Source organism: Acidovorax sp. YS12 (assembly GCA_021496925.1).
Taxonomy (GTDB): domain Bacteria; phylum Pseudomonadota; class Gammaproteobacteria; order Burkholderiales; family Burkholderiaceae_C; genus Paenacidovorax.
Genome location: CP053915.1, coordinates 1,370,515 through 1,389,507, shown reverse-complemented (window position 1 = coordinate 1,389,507; position 18,993 = coordinate 1,370,515). Strand labels below are relative to the sequence as shown.

Here is an 18,993-nt window from a genome sequence, read left to right as displayed (position 1 = left end):
TGTTTTTTGGTTTTTCATGAAGCACTGGAGGTTTGAACCATGGGCACTCCCAACATCAGCGGTCGGTACGCAGGCGCTTACGACGTGGTGGTTCGCAAGGAAGGTGGCAAGGTGCAGGCGTACAGCGGGCCGCTGGGCGGCGGCCAGGGCGGGGTGGCGTGGTCGTTCGATTTCAGCAGCGAGCCCAAGACGGTCACGCTGGAGAAGGGCCGCCTGACGCCCGCCCCCGGCCTGCCGCTGCCGTGGCTGAACTACGAGGCCAGGGCCACCGGGGGCGGTGCGGCCTTGCCGCTGACGGACAACGGCGACGGCACGTACACCGTGCAGTCCTATGTGTGGCAGGTGTTCCCGGTGGGGGCGCCGCTCGGCCCCTACGGCACGACCAGCATCACGCTGGAGATCACGCAGTTGCTGGACGATTCCATCGCGGTGGTGACGGCGCAGGGGGCGCACGGCCTGCCCGGCACGCCGCTGCCTTCGCCGCCGTTCCCGGGTGCGGCGACGCCGGACTGGCGGGGGCGCGCCAGCAAGGTTTGAGAGGCCAGGCGGGGGAATGGGTGTGAGCGAGTACGCCAGGCGGGGCGGCTACGTGGCGGTGTTTCGCCACTTCTTTGCCGATGCGCTGCCGACGGCGGAGGTGGCCGCGATGCTGGGCCATGACGTGGCATGCATCCGCCAGCGCCTGCGCGAGGGGAGCCTGGTGGCGCTGGCGGCGGGGGGGACGATGCGCGTGCCGGCGTTGCAGTTCCATCAGGGCGTGGAGGTTCCCGGGCTGGCTCGCGTGCTGCGTGCGCTGCCCGCGCGGCTGGGGCCGCTGGACGTGCTTTTGTGGCTGGATACGCCCGCGCCTTGCTGGGCGGGCGCCGATGGGCGGCCTCGCTCGCCGCGCGATTATCTGGTGCAGACTGGCATGGCCGAGAGCGTGGTGGCTGCGGCCCAGCGGCTGCCCGCGCGGCATACCTGACGTATTGGAGAACCGATGTCCGAAGCCTTCCCGAAGCATCCCGGCGCGCTGCCGCCGGGCCTTGCGGCCTACCGCCGCACCGGCGAGTTCACCGAGCTGACGCTGCCCACGGGGCTGCGCAACGACCATTCCACCAAGCCCGGCGTGTGGGCGCTGATCCACGTGCTGGAGGGCCGGGTGCGCTACTGCGTGCCGGACTGGGGCCACGATGAGGTGCTGGAGCCGGGCACGCCCGGCATCGTGGCGCCGCAGGTGGTGCATTTCGTGGAGCCGCTGGGGCCGATGCGCATGGTGGTGGAGTTCCACGCGCTGCCCGAGCAGGGGCCGGCCGACCCGCACGCCCTGCGGCAGGGGGAGTTACCGGGCGGGTAAGGGGGCGGATGCGGGGGCGGGCGCCTCGCCGGCCGCGAGCAGGTCGAGCGCGGACAGCAGCGCATCGCCCTCCACCGGGCCGGGCAGCAGCAGCGCCTGGCCGCTGCGTTCGTCATGCAGGCGCAGGGTGGGCGTGGCGGCGATGCCGTCGCGCGCGGCGCCCTGGGCCTGTTCGCGCACGGTGGCCTGCGGCTGGCCGCTGGCGAGGCAGGCGGCGGCATCAAGGTCGGGCGGCTGCGCGCCTTCGGGCAGGCCCTGGCCGTTGCCGCGCGTGTGCGCGTAGATCCAGGCCACGGTGTGCCAGAACGCGGCGTGGCCGCCGGTGGCGCCCGCGCATTCGGCCAGGCTGGCGAGCGCGCTGGCCTGGGGCTCGTGGGCGGGCAGGGGCAGGTGGCGCCAGCGCAGCCGGGTTTCGGGGTGCTGCTCCACCCACGCGGTCAGCGTTGGGACGTAGGAGCGGCAGAAGGGGCATTCCAGGTCGGCGTACAGGGTGAGGGTGTAGCGGGCGTCCGGGCTGCCCAGGAGCCATGGCGGGCCGGGCGGCAGTGCCTGCGACGCGCTGGCAGTGGGCGGTGCGGGGGATTCGGGGGCGGGTTGGAACAGTGCCCAGGCGGTCACGCCTGCTGCCAGGCAGGCGAGCAGCGCCCACAGCGCGCGCCTGCCACGGCGCGGGCGCGTGCGGAACGCCTCGATCTCGAAGGGGATGCCGGAGCGTGTTGTCGGGCGTTCAGGTGGCGGCATGTGCGGCTCCTTGGGTCATTGCGGCAAATCCAGTGCAGGCGACTCGATCCCGCGCGCCAGGTCGATTTTCTCGGCCACCTTGAAGGCGGCGTCCAGCTCGGTGCAGCCGTATTGCTGCATGAACTGGTAGCGCTCGGCCTTCTCCTCGGGCTCGGTCTGCGCGAGCGCGAGGTACAGGCTTGGCGGCACGGCGCGGAAGAGCATTTCCATGCTCTTGGAGAGGATGACGCCCTCGGTGAACTTGCCAGCTTCCTTGCGCGCCGAGAGCATCAGCGCCTTCTGTGCGGGCGAGAGTTCGCGGAACCGCGCGATCTTCTCCACTTCATCGGGTGGCATGGACAGGCAGATCCACCACTCGATCATGTTCAACATGGGCTCGGCCGCGCGCGGCAGGTCGTCGATATTTTGTGTGGCCAGCCAGTACCAGGCCCCCAGCTTGCGCCACATTTTTGTAATTTTCACGATGTAGGGCGCGAGCAGCGGATTCTTCGTGATCACGTGGCCTTCGTCGGTCACGTTGAGGATCGGGCGGCCCAGGTACTGGTCGCGCTCGGCGATGTTGTTCACGGTGCTGATGAGGCTGATGTAGGCAATGGAGAGCTGCGCGTTGTAGCCCTCGCGTGCATAGGTCGCCAGATCGACCAGGGTGATGTCGGCCTCGGGCCAGGGCGTGCCGTCGCGGTCGAACATCTCGCCGTCCGTGCCCTGGCAGAACATGTCCATGGCGTCCGCCATCTCCAGCAGCCGTGCGCGGCGCATCTCGGGCAGCGCCGTGTCCAGGCCACGGGCGCGCAGGGCGTTGCGCACGTCGCGCGTGAGCACCGTGCGATTCTCTCCGCCCTCGCCGTGGCAGCGCTCGGCCGCGTCGAGGATGCACTGGCGAATGAGCGAGCGGTCGGCCCGTGTCATCCGGGCCTCTTCTTTGTCCTCGCCGCCCGTGATCATCAGCCGCGCGGTGATTTCCAGTTCGCCGAGCACGTCGCGCTGTTCGTCTGCGTGGGCGGTCTCCGGTGGCGTGTCTTCGTCCAGCGCATCGGCATCCAGCGTCTGCACGTCGCTGGGTGTCTCGATCAGCCGCCGTGCGTCGGCGAACGGCGCCAGGCTGATGCCCGACCCAGGCGCCAGCTTGACGCGGTTCACGGTCAGGCCCAGCCGCCGGGCGAAGTCGCTGAACAGGCCGAAGCTGTTGCCCGCCTCGACGATGAACAGGCGGGGCCGGTAGATGGCCGTGACCTGGTTCAGCAGGTTGTTGAGCGTGGCGCTCTTGCCCGAACCCGTGGGGCCGAACAGGAACAGGTGGGCGTTCATCTGCCGGTCCAGGCGGTTGAGCGGGTCAAAGGTGATCGGCCCGCCCCCCCGGTTGAAGAGCGTGATGCCCGGATGCCCGGTGCCCTGGGCGCGGCCCCACACCGGCGCCAGGTTCGCCACATGCTGGGCGAACATCAGTTGGGTGAACCACTGCCGCTTGTCTTGCGCGGGGTTGTAGCAGCATGGCAGCCAGCGCAGGTAGCTGTTGAGCGGTGCCACCTCGTCGTCTTCACGTACGGGCTGCAATCCGGCGTTGAGCATCACGTTCGCCAGGTGCAGCCCGCGCCGGTCCAGCTCGGCTTCGTCGCGCCCGCGCAGGTAGAAGGTGAGGGCGCCGCGGTAGAGCTTGTGCGCGCTGCCGATCAGCGAGCGGGCCTCTTGGACATCCTTGAGCGTCTGCTCCGAGGCGAGCGTTTCCCCGACAGCTTTCTTCGCGAGGTGGTTCAGGTGGGATTCGAGGATGTCCTGGGGCGTCGCCACCATGGTCAGGCACAGGGTCGTGTCCTCGGGCATCTGGTCGAACAGGGTGTTGATGGCATCGCCCTTGCGGGTCTCGCCGGTCAGGTGCCCGGCGGCCGGTGGCGCGCGCAGACGGTCGGTGACCAGCACGCGGTGCGGCATGCCATCGAAATACCAGGCGCCCTGCGCCACGTCCGAGCGCGGCTGACCAAAAAACAGTCTCTGGCTGAAATCCCGCCCGCTCGCCAGCTCGATCTCGCCTTCCTCGATCTCATCGGGATACCGCGCCAGCGCGTAGAACCGCTCCCGATCCTCGACGCCTGGCCCGAGTAGTGCCGGTTGCGGATTGAACCAGCGCAGCAGCCAGTCGTGAATGCTGGCGGCGCCCATGCGCCGCGCCTGGATGCCCGCGTTCGCCAGCCCGCCGCACAGGCGGTCGCAGACGATGCTCAGCATCTGCTCGGGCGTCTGGCCGCGGCGGCTTGCCTGCCCGGTCACGCGGCGATAGACCACCATGCGCACACGCCGCGTCTGGCCGCGCCAGCGCAGCCGCGTGACCGTGGTGTCCTCGAACAGGCCGCCCGGCTTGGCGACCGACCGCAGGTGGTGGGCGAAGAAGCGCAGGTAGAACTCGGTGAAGGCCGTGCCGCGGGCGCGCGGCTGCACGTAGCCGCGCAGGTTTTCCATGTACTGGTCGAAGCTGGGTTCGTCCTGGGCGTAGAGCTGGAGCATCCAGGGGTTGTCGTCCAGCTCATCGAAGCTGTCTTGCAGCGCGTTCTCCAGGGCATCGCGTGCCTGGGCGAGCCAGCCCGGTTCCCGGCCCTCGGTGCCCAGGGGCACCAGCTCGTAGAACGCCGCCACCGACTGCCCGTCTTCGAGCAGCATGGACTTGGAGCCCGGCAGGAACTCCACCCAGGGCAGCAGCTCCACGAACGACGGTGCGATGCCGTACAGCGCCTGCTCATCGGCCAGCGTGGCAGGCCTGCGGTCCTTAACCGCCGCGCCGGGTTCGGGCAGGCCCGCGCGGCGCAGGGCCTCGACGTGGCGCTGCCAGCCGTCCGGCGGCGCGCCATCGCCTGCGCCGGATGCTGCCAGCTTCGGCCAGGAGAGGCTCCAGCGCATCAGTAGTTCTCCACGCGCTCGCCCGGCATGGCGTACTGCACGCGCTGGTACAGCGGGAAGACGGTGGTGTAGCCCGGCACGGGCACGGGGTCGGTGCCCGCCAGGTGGGGGTACACGTACATCGCCAGGTCGGGGTTGGGCAGGCGCTGGAACTGGCGCTGGACCTCGTTGCGCGCAGTGCGCGTGTAGCGCATCTGCTCGGCGGGTGCGGCCTGCACGTCGGCATCGGTCAATGGGCGGCGCAGGCTTTGGCGCGCGTCCAGCAACTGCCTGTGCGCCACCTGGCCGTTGCCGCCCCCGCCGTCGCCACCTGTTTGCTGCTGCCAGATGTCCATCATGGTGCGTCCGCCGTGGGTGAGCAGTTCATCCTTGCTGGTGGCGCAGCCGCAGAGTGCGGCGGCGGCGGCCACGGCCAGTGCAAGGCCCCGGGGCAGGTCAGTCAAGTTCAGGCGCATGGCTTTCTCCGGTACGGTGATCGACCTTGCGGCCCTCGGGGTCGTGGTCGATGGCGAGGGGTTTGTCGAGGTGGATGGCCACCTTGGCGCCGGGCTGCACGTAGATGGCGGCGAAGGCCTGGCCATAGAGCTTGTTGACCCATTCGGCCATGTCGCGCACGCCGCCAGCAAGGATGCGGCCCACGGCCTCGTTGCCCGAGATGCCGACGCTGCCGATGGAACCGTCCGCGCCGACGTAGGACATGCGCCCGCTGTCGCTCTTGATGAGCGAGGCCACGCCCGCGCCCGCCGCCGTGATCAGGGCCTGGGAACCGAGGTACTGCTGTGCGTTGCTGCGGCGCTCGCCGCTGACGCAGGGAACGCCGTAGGGGTCGCTGATCCAGCCCAGGCCATCGCGCTGCTGGCTCTGTTGCTGGTTGCCTTCGCGGTCTTCGGGAATGGTGCGGATCGTGCCGTCATGGAAGACGAAGGTGATGCTGCGCACCTGCCCGCGCACGCACGAGAGCGTCCAGTCGCCCGAGGCCGTGCCGGAGAACACGGCGCCGGCCACGTCGGGAATGTCGATGCCGTTGGCCGTGAGGTTGTCCGGGCCGACCAGCACCTTGAACGGGTAGGGGTCGTTCACCGTCCCGTCGATCGGCACCCGTCCGATGAGCGCCGTCATCGCCACCGATCCCATGAGCGTGGAGTTCGTCGGCACGGTATAGACGGCCTTCGCGGTCTTCACCCCGGCGGCGCGGGCACCCGCGTTGGCGACGGTTTTTGCGGTGGTTTCCAGCGTGCCTTGCGCGGGGCCGAAGCTCGTTGGAAAGCTCATGCCGCTGCCCGTGCCGCGGCTGCCGCTGCGTCCCTCGGCCTTCTTCGCATCCTGGGGTTCGACCCAGCGCATGCCGCCTTCCATGCCGGCCTCATCGCCATCGCGCAGCCCCAGGCCCACCGGCAGGTCGGCATGGCCGCTGCCGCGCCCGCCGATGCTGTCCAGGCGCCGCTGCAGGTCGGCGAGCAGCCCCTCGGTCTGCTGGCGCGCGCCGGCTGCCTGCTCCTGGTCGCGGCGCAGGCTGGAGCGCTCGGACTCCAGCGCCGAATTGATGCGCTGGTCGATGGAGTTCTCGCGCTGGCGCAACCGCTGGTTTTCTTCGCGCTGCGACTTGTTGTCGGACAGCGCGGTCTGAAGCTCGGTGCGCAACTGCTTGACCTGGGCGACAAGCGTTGCCACGGTGTCGCGGGGGGTGTCGCCCTCGATGCCCAGCGCCTTCATCTCCTCGGGCGTGAGCTTGGCGCCTGCATCCGCGCCGGGCAGCGCCGACGTGCTCCCGCCCGAGAACAGCCGGATGGTGACGAACAACGCCAGCAAGGCGACCGGGATCATCAGCCACTTCAGGAGTCCGTTACTGCGCATGGCGGGTCTCCTTGCCGTCCGTGGCTTGGGGCGCTGGCTGCGGCAGATGCGCGGCCGGGTCGAAGCGGTGGATGGCCGGCGGCAGCGACTGCGCGAGGCCGCGCCCGCGCGTCACCAGGTACAGGATGGTCGTGTCCTCGGGCGTACCGCGCGGGCCAAGCGCCTCATGCTGGAAGGTGGCGGTGAGGAAGTCGCCTTGCAGCACGCGCGGGTCGAGGGTGATCCAGCCGCTGCTGCTGTTGGTCAGGCGCACGGCAGTGACCCACTGGTCTTCCAGACGCCACGACGCAAGCGCGACCGCGCGCACCGGCAGCGTCGGCATCAGCGTGCCGAGGTCGAGGTCGCGGCGCAGGTTGACCCGCATGACGCCGGGCAGCGGCTCCACAGTGCGCAGCGGCGCGTAGAGGTTCTGCGCGGCGAAGCGCGTGAGGACGACCGGCACCGGGGTTTCGCGCCGCGCCGCCCGCGCCCCTGCCTGATCCGGGGCCTCACTGGCAGCCTCAGCCTGATCGCCGTAGCGTGTTGAGGTGCCGTTGCCCTCGACGATGCGCACCGGCTCCAGCGCGGCTTCGCCGTCCTTGGGCGGCTCGGCAGCGATGTCCAGCAGGATCAGCGCGCCAGTGTCGGCGTCCTGCAATTGCAGCCGCGTCGGCTCGATTGGCTCGCTGGCGCGCAGGTACACCGCGCCGCCCGCGCTTTGCACGCGCAGGCGTTCGCCCACGGCTGCGGGCACGCCCACGCGGACGTTCCGGTCGATGAACACGATGCGTTCCTGGCCGACCTTCAAGGGCACCGCCAATGGCATGCGCTCCCAGCGCAGGATTTCCACCGCCTGGACGGCGGGAGCCACGGCCGCGGCCAGCAGTCCCAGCAGCGTGAGTACAGGGTGCTTCATGAGGATTCTCCTTGGGGCGCTTGCGGAGACAGGCCGCCAGGCGCGGGGCGCGTCGATCCCGGGGCGTTGATGCGCTGGGGGGCGCCGTCGTAGCAGTCGAGCGCCAGGCCGAACGGGTTGCGGGCGGGATCGACGTCCACCCGTGTGACCTTCACGGGGTAGCGCACCAGGGCGCGCTTGATCTGCTCGGCGCCGTAGTATTCGTCGGCGGTGATGTCCAGCGTCACCACCCAGTCACGGTCGGATACCACGCGCACGCGCGCCGTGGGGTCGTCGCCGTAGCCGCGGCCGGGGATTTCGTAGATGCCGCGCACGCGCTGGCGCAGCTCGCCCGCGCTGCGGCGGTAGTCGTAGTCCGCGCGCAGGAAGGCCTGGCAGGACGGGGTGAAGTACGGCGAGAGTGCGTGGAGGTTGCGCGCGTAGTCCTCTTCGCCATTCGTCGGCCAGCGGTTGAGGGTCTGGAACACGTAGAACGTGAACGCATAGACCGATTCGGGTGGCACTTCCCACCACTTGCGGGTACTGCCGGAGCGCAGGTCGGGCGGGACGTGGATGGTCAGGTCGCGCGGCGCGCTCCACCAGCCGCCGCCCATGACCAGGCCAATGACGACCAGCGCGCCAGCACCCTGGCGAAGCGTCTTGATGTGCGCCTGCAGGTGTGAGATTTCGTTTTTGAAACGGCTCATTGCGTGCTCCTGCGGGTGCTCCAGAAGCCCGAGCGCGAGATCAGTCCATGGCCGCCCACCCAGCCCGCCATCAGCGGATGGCGCGTGGCGATGCGCCACTGCAACTGCCGGTACAGCCAGGTGTCGGGGCGCCCGCGCTTGAGGCGGCGCAGGATGCCGCCGCCCACGAACACGCCGAGGGCCACGCCCAGGACCACGCACGTGGGGGCCAGCGCGACCGTGCGGAACACCCACGACAGGGGCGCGCCGGCCAGCAGGCCGGCGCCGCCGGACAGGGCGCAGCAGATCCACAGCTCATCGGCAGTGAGGCCGCGCACGACCACCGGATGGCGGTTGAGCCGGTGCGGAAGGAACGTCACGGTTCCGTCGGCACGGATGTGCTGGTGCTCGGACATGGCCAGCCCTGCCTACAGGATGCCGGTGGCCGTGGTGAGCAGCCAGATGCCGATCACGAGCAGCACGGCACCGATGGCGACCGTGAGGCCGAACTGGCCCCAGGTCTTGCGGCCGGTGTGGATTTCCGCATAGGTGCCATAGGCGTGGTAGCAGACGCCGATGAACATCGACGCCACCACCAGCAGGGCCACGAGCATGATGATGTCGTAGCCGTAGTTGCGGATCGTCTGCATGATGCCGCTGCCGGCGCCGCGCGTGGGGTTCTCCAGTTGGGGCAGGCCTTGCGCGAATGTAAGCGCGGGCAACGCGGCCAGGGTGGTAGTGATGCGCCGCGCGAGGCGAGAGGGAAGGGTGTAGCTTTGCATGGTCAGGTCCTTTCAGGAGAGGAGAAAGAAGGTCAGCACGAGGTACAGCGCCAGGAAGCGCACGACGACGCCGAGGAACTGGCGCTGGCTGAGGCGGTTCTCGGCCCAGCCGACGTAGGCTGTTCGGATGGCCCAGACACCCCACACCAGCAGCGCGGAGAACACGGCGCCCACGAGCACGGTGGCCATCGCGGTGGGCGCGATGCCGCTGTTGGCCTGGAAGGCCGAGAGCTGGGCGCCGGTCATGGCGCGCTCCTGGGTGGGGGTGGGGCGGGCGGCTCGACGCGGTAGTCGCCTGCCAGTTCGGCGGGATCACGCGGCTGGGCGCGCGATGGCACGAGATAGGACTGGATGCCCGCGCGCACGCGCGCCAGGTCAGCCAGGAGCCGCGGGTAGTCGAAGTGGTAGCGCTCGCCCGGCTGGACGGGGGCATGCGCGGCGCTGTCGGTAACGATGCGCTCCAGCGCGTCGAGCTGGCGCAGCGCGGCGGCCAGCTCCTGGCGCTGGGCCGGGGATTCGGCCGACGCCATCGGGGACTGACCCAGCAGCAGGGCCGTCACGAGAAGAGGGGGCACGCCGCGATGCGCGGCGCGCTGCCAGGTTGAAGCCACCATCGCGCCATTCCTGTGTGATCAGCAAGGGCTTGATCGTGGAGAGAGGGATGGCTTTCGGCCGCAAACAATAGGAACCCGCGGGTGACCGGATTGACGCCGGATGGACTCGCACGCCGGTCTGTCGGCGAGGGGGGCGGGAGCTGATGCCGAAATCGGTGTGTTTTGGGGCGAATTTCGACTGGAGAGGAAACAGGTGCCCGCCTATCGTGAGGTTTCCGCCACTTCAGGAGCTTTCCATGCCGCAGCAGCCTTCAGCGCCCCCAACCCCGATTCGGGGCATCTTCCTACCCTCGATGATCTGGACCACCGACCGAGAGACGGTTGAATCGGAGAAGAAGCGGCTTTTTGCCTTGCATGAGCAGCTCAGCGCCGTGGTGAGCAACGCGCGCCATGCGGATGAGTGCGCCACCTGGCACATGATGGCCGAGGCGTCGCTTTTCCAGTTGGGTCATGACCTCGACGCGCTGATGGACTGGCTGGAAGCCGACGGGTGCGGGGAGCGGTCGGGCGGGGGCCGACCCGACAGGGTGTGCGACTGAGCCCCATGCGAAGCGCGGCGCAGTGGTCAGTGAGGCGAAGCAGGCCAGTCTTCGATGGCCTCACAGGTACTTCTTGAAACTCCCTGCGGTCAGGCTCACGGCCAATCCCAGCAAGGCGGCGCTTGGCAGCAGGAGCAGCAGCGGATGCACCGAGATCGGCAAGGCCAGGTAGGTGGCCCAGGGCAGCACGGCCAGCGGCATCAAGCTCGCCTTGGCACGGTGGTAGATGAAGCCCGATTCCCGGCCCGCGCCGAACCGGCGCACGTCGCGCCGCACCAGGCCGTCGATCAGGCCGACGAATGCCGCGGTGAAGATCAGCGGTAGCGTGAGCACCAGGATCAGCAGGCGCACGAGGAAGGTGAGCGTCGTGAACGCCGCGGCAATCAGGTAGCTCTCCGTCCAGACATAGACCTGGCTGATGTAGTGGCGGAAGTTGCGCCCCCCGTCCTGGATCTGCCCTTGGCTCGGCGCGCGGGCGCGCTTGGCGGCCTGGCTCATGCGCTCCAGCAGCCCCGAACGCACGAACACCCATTCGTAGCCGGTATCCACCAGTTCGTGCGCCGTGCGGCCCGGCTCCTGCACGACCACGCTGCGCGTGAAGTGATTCGACAGGTGCCCCAGCTCGTACTGCAACATCTGTTGGGAGTGCCGCCAGCCCTGGTCCTTCCAGAACAGGTGCATGCCGACGCACTCCACGACGATCGAGAACAGCAGCGAGCCGATCAACACCCCGAGAAGCCGGAACGGCAAGGTGATGGTGCCTGCGATCAGGCCCTGCCGGCGGTTCTGCTCGCGCTGCGTGGTAGTGGCGGCATCGCTCATGGCGCGGCCTCGTCGCCGGCCGCTCCGCCCGAGCCGGTGGTGGTGGGCGTGCCGGGAACCACCTCATCGAGCAGATCGTCAGGCAAGGCCGCGTCCTGCAAGCCGGGCGAACTTGTGAACTCCCACCACTGGGCCGCGTCGGTGTAGCTCTGGCGCATGTAGCCGGCGAGCTGCTGCAGGTCCTGCGGCATCAGCTCATCCGGGTCCGGTGCGGGCAGCGGCATCCTGATCTTCCAAAGCTGTCCGCCTTGAATGAGAGCGAAGCACTGTCCCTTGGGCAGACTGACGACGTGCGATGGCTCGACCATCGGCACGCTGGACATGCTGATGCGGTCCTGGGTGTTCGACGTGAAGTCCGTCGCGCCGCGGATGTCCGAGCTGTCGGTCGCGCCCGAGACGATGGTGGTGGTATAGACCTCCACCTTCGGCAACTGCCGGGTCAGCAGTTCGGCGGTCGCCGTCTCCCGCACCCGCAACATGAATAGGTTGTTGAAGTTGCCGATGACCTGGCCAGCCTTCGCACGGTTGCCGATGCGGGCCTCGATGTCGGAAAGCGTCTGTGTGTAGGCCGTGACCTGCATCCCTGCGCCGCCGCCCTTGTTGATCAACGGCACGAATTCATCCCCCATCAATTCGTTGAACTCGTCGGCATGGACGTTGATCGGCACCCGTGTGCCTGCCGATGCACCTGGCAGGCCATCGTCGATCCCGTGCTTGTAGATGTGCCCGGCCACCGACACCAGGTCGGAGAACATGGAGTTGCCGACCGCCGCGGCGACTTCCGCATCCGACAGCGCGTCCAGGCCGACATACACGACGGCGCGCTTCCTGATCACCTGCATCCAGTCGAAGATCGGGCGCGGGTCGGCCAGGTCGGAATAGTTCGGCGCCAGGAGCTGCGCGATCTTGCCGCTGGTGAGCTTTTCCAACAGGGGCAGGAGCGATGCGACGATCTTGTCGAAGTAGGTCTTGTCGTAGCGGACCGCCGAGCGCAGCCCGTCGAGCACGGGGTCGTAGTTGCGGGCCTGGGATAGGTACTGTTCCAGCGCCACCACGCGCTTCTCGCGCCCGATCATGTTGCGCGGGATGTTCTTCTCGTTGAGCTTGGCCTCGATCTGGACGATCACCTCCCAGGCCTTGGGTTCGGTCTTGGCGAAGTAGTGCTGGGCGTACTCCAGAAACAGCGCGTCGATGTTGATGACGTGCCGCTGGATCAGCATGTAGTCCGGGCGCTGCCCCAGTTCCACCAAGGCTCGGGCGATGATGTTGACGAAGCGCCAGGCGAACTCCCTGAAGGCGGCCGAGTTGCCCTCGCCGGAGAGTTGCCCCGCGATGCGCGTGGCGACTTCCGAGATCCTGCCGAAGCGCCCCACGGCGTTGTAGCGCGCGCTGATCTCCGGCCAGCCCAGATGGAAAATGTAGAACTCTCCCTCGCGGCCCGCACGCTTGGCTTCGACATACATGCGCTTGAGCAGGTCGGCATCGCCCTTGGGGTCGATGACGATGACCACCTCATGCTCGCCGGCGGCGTTCCTGCGGCGGATGTCCTGCGTGACGAACAACTCGGCGAGCCGCGTCTTGCCCACGCGCGTCGTGCCGAGCACCAGCGAATGCCCGACGCGCTCGCCCAGCGGCAGGCTGACGTCCACCTCGTCGGGTTCGATGCCATGCAGCCTCGGCAGTCCGCCCACGGGCGGCAGCGGCCGCACGGGGTTGAAAGGCACATCCCAGCCCGTGAGCCGCGACAGGTGTGAAAGCGGGAATGGCGCGAACTCCAGCCGTTCCTCCAGCCTGCGTGCGAGCCGGTAGGCCGGTGTCGGCTCGGCGTAGCGGCGGAACTCCGGCCGGTACGTCTGCATGAGCCTATGGGTGTGCTTCTGTTCCCATAGAAAGCCTCGGCCGATAAAAAGCCGCTGCTGGCTGACGGGCACGTCCCGGCTCGTCATCACATACCGCGGCAGCCTGCGGATGTTGCGCCGGTAGCGCAGGATCACGCGGGCATCGCGGTAGCGGATCGCGCCATAGGCACCGAACGCCAGGGCGCTGCCAACGCCCATGGCCGGGCTCAGCGCGAGCGACCACGGGGCCACCAGGGACAGAAACGCGGCGCCCGCACACGCCGCGACGGTGTATAGCTCCACCGCTGGCCGCAACAGAACTTCGACGGGTTGCTTCCCCGACATGGCTTCATTGCTCGATGCCGGTGGCCGTGATCAGCGCCGGGTAGTGCCGCAGGCCCAGGCGCTCGGCCAGGTCGTCGCCAGCCACGAGCGCGAGGGGCACGCCCGGAACCAGGGCGCGCAGCCGCGCCAGGCCCTGCACGGTCTCGACGTTGACCACCAGGCCGACCGCGCCGCGCTCGCGCAGAGCCGCGGCGCGGCGCTGCAACCAGGCCCGGGAAGCCTCGTCGTCGCCGATGACCACGAACGGCCGCAGGCCAGGCGCTTCGATCACGCGCCGCGCAACGGTGCCGGGCGTGAGCTTGGTACTGCGCATGGGCAGCATCGCGGCTTCATCTGCTGGTGTGGCAGGAACCTGGGGCATCGGAATGGGCGGCCGGGCCGGGGCATCGGCGCGCGGCTGGAGGTTCAGGGCCTCGTAGTACGGCAGCGCCGATGTGCCGCCGCGGTCCTCGACCACGATCAGCGGTTCGGCGGCGTGTGCGACCAATGGCAGGGCCGCGAGCAGCACGAGCAGGCCCCTCAAAGTGAGATGGGGCGGAAAGGATTTCGTCATGGGGTGGTCTCCTGGCGCGCGGCGCGCACCGCAGCGGTTGGGCGTGTGCCCTGCACGCGGGCGAGGTGTCGGGACACGCTGCGCCGGTAGCGCGCGGCGGGTTCTCCGCCCGCGGGGCGGTGGTAGCGGCCGATCGCCAGCAGCCAGTCCTCGCCGGAGACGTACTGCTCCTTCAGGATCTCGGCGGCGATCGCCAAGTTGCGATATGGGTCAAGCAGATCGCAGGGGCTGGTGAAGCGGTGCTTGTGGTAGCCCAGGTTGATCTGTCCCAGGCCCGCGTCGATGCGCGTGTGCGGCGTGGAGCGCATCGCCTGCTGCAAGCCGGAGCAGGCATCGGCGCGGGTGGCGAAGCGGCGTGACTGCCCGGCGACGTTGAGCGACCACGGCCATGGCACTAGTCGCCCATTGCGCCGAATCCCGCTTTCCTGCAGGGCCACGGCGTAGAGCACCGCCGAAGGAACGCCCGCGCGCTGTGCGGCGAGCTGGTAGGCCGGTGGTGGAAGCTCCTGGGCAGGGACGGTGCCGACGCACACGCCCGCAGTGAGCAGCAGCACGCGCAGGGGCCGCAAGGCGGGCATCGCGGCTACGGCTGACGCTGCCATTGGCCGTTCACCTCGCGGACCACGGCCGGCAGGCCGCCAGGCAGGCCCAGTGACAGCCAGTGGCCACTGTCGTGGTTGAGCGTGATGCTGCCGCTGCGCACCCGTGCCGGGTCGATCTGCGCGCGCCTGGCCCAGTCGCGGATATGTGCGTCGTTCTGGCGGCTGCCGACCACATACACGTCGAATTCGGCACCCGAGGTTTGCAGGCGCTGCACGGCCTGACCGCAGGGCGCGCAGCCGTCCTTGACGAAAACCGCCGTGCGGCCACTGCCGCGCGCGGCTGCATTGCTCGGCGTGGCGTCGGGCAGGTTCACGCGCTGCATGCCGGGGTGCAGGCGCTGCCACGCCTCGTCGTAGGCGCGCTGATAGGCAAGCAGCTTCTCGACGCGGCGTGCCTCGGCCTGCACCTGCATTTCGGCGTAGCGGCGCCGCTCCTCGTCCGAGCGGGCCTCGATGCCCAGCGCGGAAAGCGGGTCCAGGTTGGGCGAGTAGATGCCCAGCGGCCCTTCCATCAGTTCGCGGTAGCGCTGCCATTCCTGCGGTTGCAGTCCCCAGTCGCTCGCCACGGGGTCGTCCAGGATGCGAGCGATCAAGGGGCGCTCCTGGCTTTGCGCGTTGCGAGGCTGGACCGTGGCAAGCTGCTGGGCCGGCGTTGGCAGGTGCAGTGCTGCCAACAGCGAGAGCATGAGAATGGGATGGTGTTTCATCGCACGGCCTCCGCCTCAAGGAAGCGCCACGCGGCGGAGCTGCTCGCCGACCTGGAACACGGCGGTGTTCCCTTCGATGGCCTGCAAGCGCCACGGGCCGACCGCATCTCCGGGCAGCAGCACCTGAACCTGGTCGGCGGTGAAATCGCCTGTGGCCGGCGCGATGGTCACACTGCGCTGGCCGGCGCGCAGTTCGGTGCCCACGATTCGGAACGGCAGTGGGAGTGGCTCAGGCTTGGAAGCGGCGGGCCTGCCCGGCGAGCGCGGCTGCGCAAGCGTAGCGGCACGGGCCGCCGCCTGGTGTGCCTTGATCTGCTCGACCTCCGCGCGCAGCGACTGAAGGTCATCCGTGGCGGCAAGGCCACCCAGCGCCTGCTCGATCTGCGCAATGCGGACTTCCAGGGCCTCGCGGGCGTCTTGCAGTCCTGCCGCTGTCGCGGCCGCTGGCCGTTGCTGCAGCGCTTGCGTGGTCTCGGCCAAGTTGGCCACCTGCGCTTCCAGGCGCTGCAGGCCCGCATCGACCCGTTCCTGATCGGCCAGGCCGTTCATCACCTGGTGGCCCAGGAACACGAAGACGCTGAGGCAGACCAGCCAAAGCCAGAGCAGGCTCTGTACAACCACAGCGGTGGTTGGGCGGTGAGGAGATTGCGGGGTGCTCATGGCTCAGCTCCCGAGAGCGGAAACGTCTGCGTTGCGTCGGCTGCGGGCAGTTCAGGAATTGGCTCGGCCTCCGCGTCGTCGCCGACAGTCTTGAAGCAGACTTGGCGCGTGCGGTCGTCCGCGCGCAGTTCCCAGGCCGGGCCAACCAGGGTGAGCAGCGCATCGCGCAGGCTCATGGGGCCGAGATGCAGATGCGCAGCAGGCAGAGGCAGCGCATACAGATCGGCCATTGCAGGCGCCGTTTCGCAAAGCTGGTAGCCGCTGCGCTTGAGCAAGTGCCGCAGCCCGTCGCTGACCGTGGCGCGGGCGTCCTCGGGCATGGAAACATCGACGGTCTGCAGCAGCAGGTCGCGCTGCGCCGCCATAGGGGCCAGTTCCACGAGGGTGTAGCGGCCATAGCGTACGACGGGAATGAACTCGGGCGTTGCGGATTCGGGCGCGGGTGACACCTCCTCGATGGCACCGGGTGCGAACGGCGCTGTGGTGGTCGCGCAGCCGCTGGCCAAGGCTGCGGCCAGGAGGCAGGCGCCGACCAGACGCTGGGATACATGGATTGCGGGCATGGCATCGGCTCTTGTGTTGCGATGCCGATACCTTGGCGGCGCGCGGCGGCGCGGTCAGCCAGGAATGCGAAACCCGGGTTACCCGTTTCTGGAGGAGGGGTGATGGGACGATGGGTTGCGTATCGTCCTGGTGGAGGACAGCCGTCGCCTCCAGCCGATTATCAGCCCCGCAAGAGAAGTTTTGCAGTCAATATCCGTTGTGGGACGAAAAATGGTGCATTGCGCGAATCGACTGCAATCCTGGATCGCCTGGCCTGAGTACCTCTCGGATGTCCTGGACGCCTGCGAGGGCATGCGCACGCTTCTGCTTCTCTGTACCTCGCAACGCGCCGCGTCCAATCGATGTGCACGCACTGCCGGGGTCGACAGGATGGCCGAGAATTGCGCACCGGTAGCAATCTATAAAGCGACATGACTATTGACAGAGGTGCGGTGCGCGATCAAATGCGACGGGCGAAGAAGGCCCTTCTGGACACCAATGGCCCCCATAGCTTCAGTGATTTGATCTACAAGGATCGTTCGGCCTTCTCCGGTATGCGTGTGCTCTATGCATCCGACGTAGCTGGTGAGCCAATACAGGGCAAGCTGTCAAACGACGGAAACGTGCAGTCAATTTTTGCCGGCAAGGGGTTGCTCGCATTCTCCGACAAGATAGAGGCGGTGATGCAGTCGGGCGAGGCGGCAATCGATATCGGCGTTCGCCCATTGATAGACACCAATCTTTTCTCAGATCTGCCCGCATTGTTGGCTGGTGAAGAGTTTCCGACACGAGAGCGCGTTGAGGCGACGTTGGACTACTTGACCTTGACGTTTGGCCCCGACCTTCTGGATTGGACGTTTGCCTCTTTGGAAAACATGCGTGAGGCTGCGAAGCCAATGAATCCATGGCCGGCACGCAAATCCGCGGCTGCGCGCCACTATCTGGCTTACGGTCGTTCCAGACCGAGTCATGATCGATTTGAAGAGTTCAAGCTGTTGGCGCAAGACCAGTGGCAAAACTGGCTGAAGAGCGATTCCATGTGGCATCAGGTTCGGCGGCGCGATACCGTCTATATCGTGATGCTGCTGGCTTTCACGGAGGCATGGAGTGGCAGCCAGGTTGTGGATGCTCTCAGGCGAATGCTCACGTTTTGTCTTGATTTCCTGGGCTCGGTCCCTCTCAAGGAGTTGTATTTCGGTTGGAAGCTCTTGCGCGGCGTCCATCAACCTGAGTTCGCACTGGATCTGTTCTCCGAGCCATCGTTGAAGCAACCGAAATCAGAGTCACTTGCCAGGATCAATGCCGTTGCGTGGGACTTGTTTCTTTTTCGGTGGTGCGAAACGCAGATGACGGAGAAACCCCCGGCCGATCAGCAGCTCAACGCCTTCAGCTTCTATGTTCCGGCCGTGACCACTTTAGATGAAGGTTTGCTGAGCGCGATCCGATGCTGTCCTTTGAAGGCCTTGCTGATACACGATGAGGGGAAGGCCGTCGAATCCTTGTTTGCCGATGAATTCGAATTTCAGGCCCACCTTCGCGAAGCAATGACTGCCGACATCTACAGCCGCCACACGGACCCGGTACGGTTAGCAAATGCGGGACGTGTGGACCGTGCGGTCCAGGAGATGGCGGTTCAGATTCTGGAAGCGCAAGTTCGGAGCATGACTGGGTCGAAACCGGTCTGAGAACTGTGCCGGAGCATTGGTTTCTGTTTCGCTGGTCCTATCCCCTGTTCGATCTGGCCCATGCCTGGCCACGCAGCAAGGCGGGCAGTACGCGGGCAAGAAGAAAGGCCCCGAAGGGCCTGTGAAAATGGTTGTCGTACTCGCCGGATCAATCCCTGGCCAGCTTCAGGCCGGGATCGACCTGCGCCAGCTGCGTATGCGCCCAGCAGCACACGAACTGGCCGTTTTCGCCGACGGGCCGAACCGCCATCGCTGACGAATATCCGCCCAGGTCGCTGGTGTCGTAGCAGATGACCTTGACCTGGCCGGCGTCGCAGCGGACAGATTGGATTTGGCGGCCGGTCATATCGACCACGATGACCTGCGGGACCAGATCCAGTTCTCGGGCGGCTGACAGGACGGCTCTGTGTTCGTCGGCGTCGAAGCAGATGAACGGCCTTTCGTATCCGGCTTCCTCGGCCAGTTCCTTGGCCTTGCCGCAGTGGACACCCAGGTCATATTCCTCCCGGGTGGCCCTGACGGTGATAACCGGCATGTCGGACATGCCCGAAGCGTTGACGCATGCGACCGCGACCGGCCTGTCCAACTCGCCACGATGCGCGGGAGCGGCTGATGGGACTACAGTGGCCCGGCACGCCACCTCGTCGTCTGCGCCCGTATCCATGCGCTCGCGCATTTCGGCGACAAACGCATCGGGAGCCATCAGACCATAGCGCGCCAATCGCACGGGGATGCCATCCGCGGCGAGGTTGCCATCCTCGATGCGCTGGCGCAGGAAGTCGGCGATCTCATGCTCGGACAATGGCTCTCGTGGCAGGGACACGTCGATCGTGTGTTCCTTCACCTGCGTTGCCGTGCCGCCGGTCAGCAGACCGTTGGCCACAGCGCGCTCGCACGCCATGTACAGGCGGGCGACGAGGTCT

23 protein-coding genes are annotated in these 18,993 nt (G+C 67.7%); 5 read left to right on the top strand and 18 right to left on the bottom strand.

The genetic code is table 11. The features are described 5' to 3' along the window. Window positions 1-39 precede the first annotated feature (39 nt). From YS110_06290 to YS110_06280, 3 genes are read left to right on the top strand one after another with little or no spacing between them, the layout of a single operon-like run. The gene (locus YS110_06290; GenBank protein UJB64381.1) at window positions 40-537 is read left to right on the top strand and encodes a hypothetical protein; all 498 of its coding nucleotides are present in this window, start codon (window positions 40-42) and stop codon (window positions 535-537) included. Window positions 538-553: 16 nt separating this feature from the next. Next, window positions 554-964, top strand: a complete 411-nt coding sequence (locus tag YS110_06285; protein ID UJB64380.1) for a hypothetical protein — start codon at window positions 554-556, stop codon at window positions 962-964. A 15-nt stretch (window positions 965-979) separates the two neighbouring features. After that, entirely contained in the window at window positions 980-1,336 is a 357-nt protein-coding gene (locus YS110_06280) for a DUF1971 domain-containing protein (GenBank protein ID UJB64379.1), read from the top strand. Here the strand turns inward: YS110_06280 and YS110_06275 are convergent. The 10 genes from YS110_06275 to YS110_06230 are packed head-to-tail and all read right to left on the bottom strand — an operon-like array spanning window position 1,322 to window position 9,776. Next, a complete protein-coding gene (locus tag YS110_06275; protein UJB64378.1) occupies window positions 1,322-2,077 on the bottom strand; it encodes a thioredoxin domain-containing protein in 756 nt (251 codons plus the stop codon). The two genes, YS110_06280 and YS110_06275, sit on opposite strands and share 15 nt — an antisense overlap. A 15-nt stretch (window positions 2,078-2,092) precedes the next feature. Continuing rightward, window positions 2,093-4,966: a conjugative transfer ATPase gene (locus YS110_06270; protein ID UJB64377.1), complete on the bottom strand. Its 2,874-nt coding sequence runs from the start codon at window positions 4,964-4,966 to the stop codon at window positions 2,093-2,095. Continuing rightward, the gene (locus YS110_06265; GenBank protein ID UJB64376.1) at window positions 4,966-5,421 is read right to left on the bottom strand and encodes a TIGR03751 family conjugal transfer lipoprotein; all 456 of its coding nucleotides are present in this window, start codon (window positions 5,419-5,421) and stop codon (window positions 4,966-4,968) included. The genes YS110_06270 and YS110_06265 overlap by 1 nt, the downstream gene beginning before the upstream one ends. Continuing rightward, window positions 5,402-6,820 (bottom strand): TIGR03752 family integrating conjugative element protein, encoded by a 1,419-nt coding sequence (locus YS110_06260; GenBank protein UJB64375.1) that lies wholly within the window; start codon window positions 6,818-6,820, stop codon window positions 5,402-5,404. The genes YS110_06265 and YS110_06260 overlap by 20 nt, the downstream gene beginning before the upstream one ends. Continuing rightward, entirely contained in the window at window positions 6,810-7,715 is a 906-nt protein-coding gene (locus YS110_06255) for a TIGR03749 family integrating conjugative element protein (protein ID UJB64374.1), read from the bottom strand. Before YS110_06255 ends, YS110_06260 begins: the two co-directional genes overlap by 11 nt. Further along, the gene (locus YS110_06250; GenBank protein ID UJB64373.1) at window positions 7,712-8,401 is read right to left on the bottom strand and encodes a TIGR03746 family integrating conjugative element protein; all 690 of its coding nucleotides are present in this window, start codon (window positions 8,399-8,401) and stop codon (window positions 7,712-7,714) included. Before YS110_06250 ends, YS110_06255 begins: the two co-directional genes overlap by 4 nt. Beyond that, on the bottom strand, window positions 8,398-8,796 hold the full coding sequence (locus YS110_06245) for a TIGR03750 family conjugal transfer protein (protein UJB64372.1): 399 nt from the start codon (window positions 8,794-8,796) through the stop codon (window positions 8,398-8,400). Before YS110_06245 ends, YS110_06250 begins: the two co-directional genes overlap by 4 nt. Window positions 8,797-8,808: 12 nt before the next feature. Then, complete coding sequence (locus tag YS110_06240; GenBank protein UJB64371.1) at window positions 8,809-9,162, bottom strand: TIGR03745 family integrating conjugative element membrane protein; 354 nt, start codon at window positions 9,160-9,162, stop codon at window positions 8,809-8,811. Window positions 9,163-9,174: 12 nt separating this feature from the next. Then, a complete protein-coding gene (locus YS110_06235; GenBank protein ID UJB64370.1) occupies window positions 9,175-9,408 on the bottom strand; it encodes a TIGR03758 family integrating conjugative element protein in 234 nt (77 codons plus the stop codon). Continuing rightward, window positions 9,405-9,776, bottom strand: a complete 372-nt coding sequence (locus YS110_06230; protein UJB64369.1) for an RAQPRD family plasmid — start codon at window positions 9,774-9,776, stop codon at window positions 9,405-9,407. The genes YS110_06235 and YS110_06230 overlap by 4 nt, the downstream gene beginning before the upstream one ends. Before the next feature lie 293 nt (window positions 9,777-10,069). On the opposite strand from YS110_06230, the gene YS110_06225 reads away from it, so the two are divergent. Next, entirely contained in the window at window positions 10,070-10,315 is a 246-nt protein-coding gene (locus tag YS110_06225) for a hypothetical protein (GenBank protein ID UJB64368.1), read from the top strand. Between the two features lie 60 nt (window positions 10,316-10,375). Here YS110_06225 and YS110_06220 read toward each other — a convergent pair whose 3' ends face one another. From YS110_06220 to YS110_06190, 7 genes are read right to left on the bottom strand one after another with little or no spacing between them, the layout of a single operon-like run. Then, window positions 10,376-11,137: a TIGR03747 family integrating conjugative element membrane protein gene (locus YS110_06220; protein ID UJB64367.1), complete on the bottom strand. Its 762-nt coding sequence runs from the start codon at window positions 11,135-11,137 to the stop codon at window positions 10,376-10,378. Then, entirely contained in the window at window positions 11,134-13,320 is a 2,187-nt protein-coding gene (gene traD, locus YS110_06215) for a type IV conjugative transfer system coupling protein TraD (protein ID UJB64366.1), read from the bottom strand. The genes YS110_06220 and traD overlap by 4 nt, the downstream gene beginning before the upstream one ends. A gap of 4 nt (window positions 13,321-13,324) precedes the next feature. Further along, window positions 13,325-13,873, bottom strand: a complete 549-nt coding sequence (locus YS110_06210; protein ID UJB64365.1) for an integrating conjugative element protein — start codon at window positions 13,871-13,873, stop codon at window positions 13,325-13,327. Next, complete coding sequence (locus YS110_06205; GenBank protein ID UJB64364.1) at window positions 13,870-14,475, bottom strand: transglycosylase SLT domain-containing protein; 606 nt, start codon at window positions 14,473-14,475, stop codon at window positions 13,870-13,872. The genes YS110_06210 and YS110_06205 overlap by 4 nt, the downstream gene beginning before the upstream one ends. Then, window positions 14,457-15,182: a TIGR03759 family integrating conjugative element protein gene (locus YS110_06200; GenBank protein ID UJB64363.1), complete on the bottom strand. Its 726-nt coding sequence runs from the start codon at window positions 15,180-15,182 to the stop codon at window positions 14,457-14,459. Before YS110_06200 ends, YS110_06205 begins: the two co-directional genes overlap by 19 nt. A gap of 15 nt (window positions 15,183-15,197) precedes the next feature. Further along, the gene (locus YS110_06195; protein ID UJB64362.1) at window positions 15,198-15,842 is read right to left on the bottom strand and encodes a hypothetical protein; all 645 of its coding nucleotides are present in this window, start codon (window positions 15,840-15,842) and stop codon (window positions 15,198-15,200) included. Continuing rightward, window positions 15,839-16,405: an integrating conjugative element protein pill, pfgi-1 gene (locus YS110_06190; GenBank protein ID UJB64361.1), complete on the bottom strand. Its 567-nt coding sequence runs from the start codon at window positions 16,403-16,405 to the stop codon at window positions 15,839-15,841. The genes YS110_06195 and YS110_06190 overlap by 4 nt, the downstream gene beginning before the upstream one ends. Window positions 16,406-16,816: 411 nt before the next feature. On the opposite strand from YS110_06190, the gene YS110_06185 reads away from it, so the two are divergent. Continuing rightward, the gene (locus YS110_06185; protein UJB64360.1) at window positions 16,817-18,070 is read left to right on the top strand and encodes a hypothetical protein; all 1,254 of its coding nucleotides are present in this window, start codon (window positions 16,817-16,819) and stop codon (window positions 18,068-18,070) included. 148 nt (window positions 18,071-18,218) lie between these two features. On the opposite strand, the gene YS110_06180 is transcribed toward YS110_06185, so the two are convergent. Continuing rightward, the gene (locus tag YS110_06180; GenBank protein UJB67371.1) at window positions 18,219-18,914 is read right to left on the bottom strand and encodes a hypothetical protein; all 696 of its coding nucleotides are present in this window, start codon (window positions 18,912-18,914) and stop codon (window positions 18,219-18,221) included. Between the last annotated feature and the right edge of the window lie 79 nt (window positions 18,915-18,993).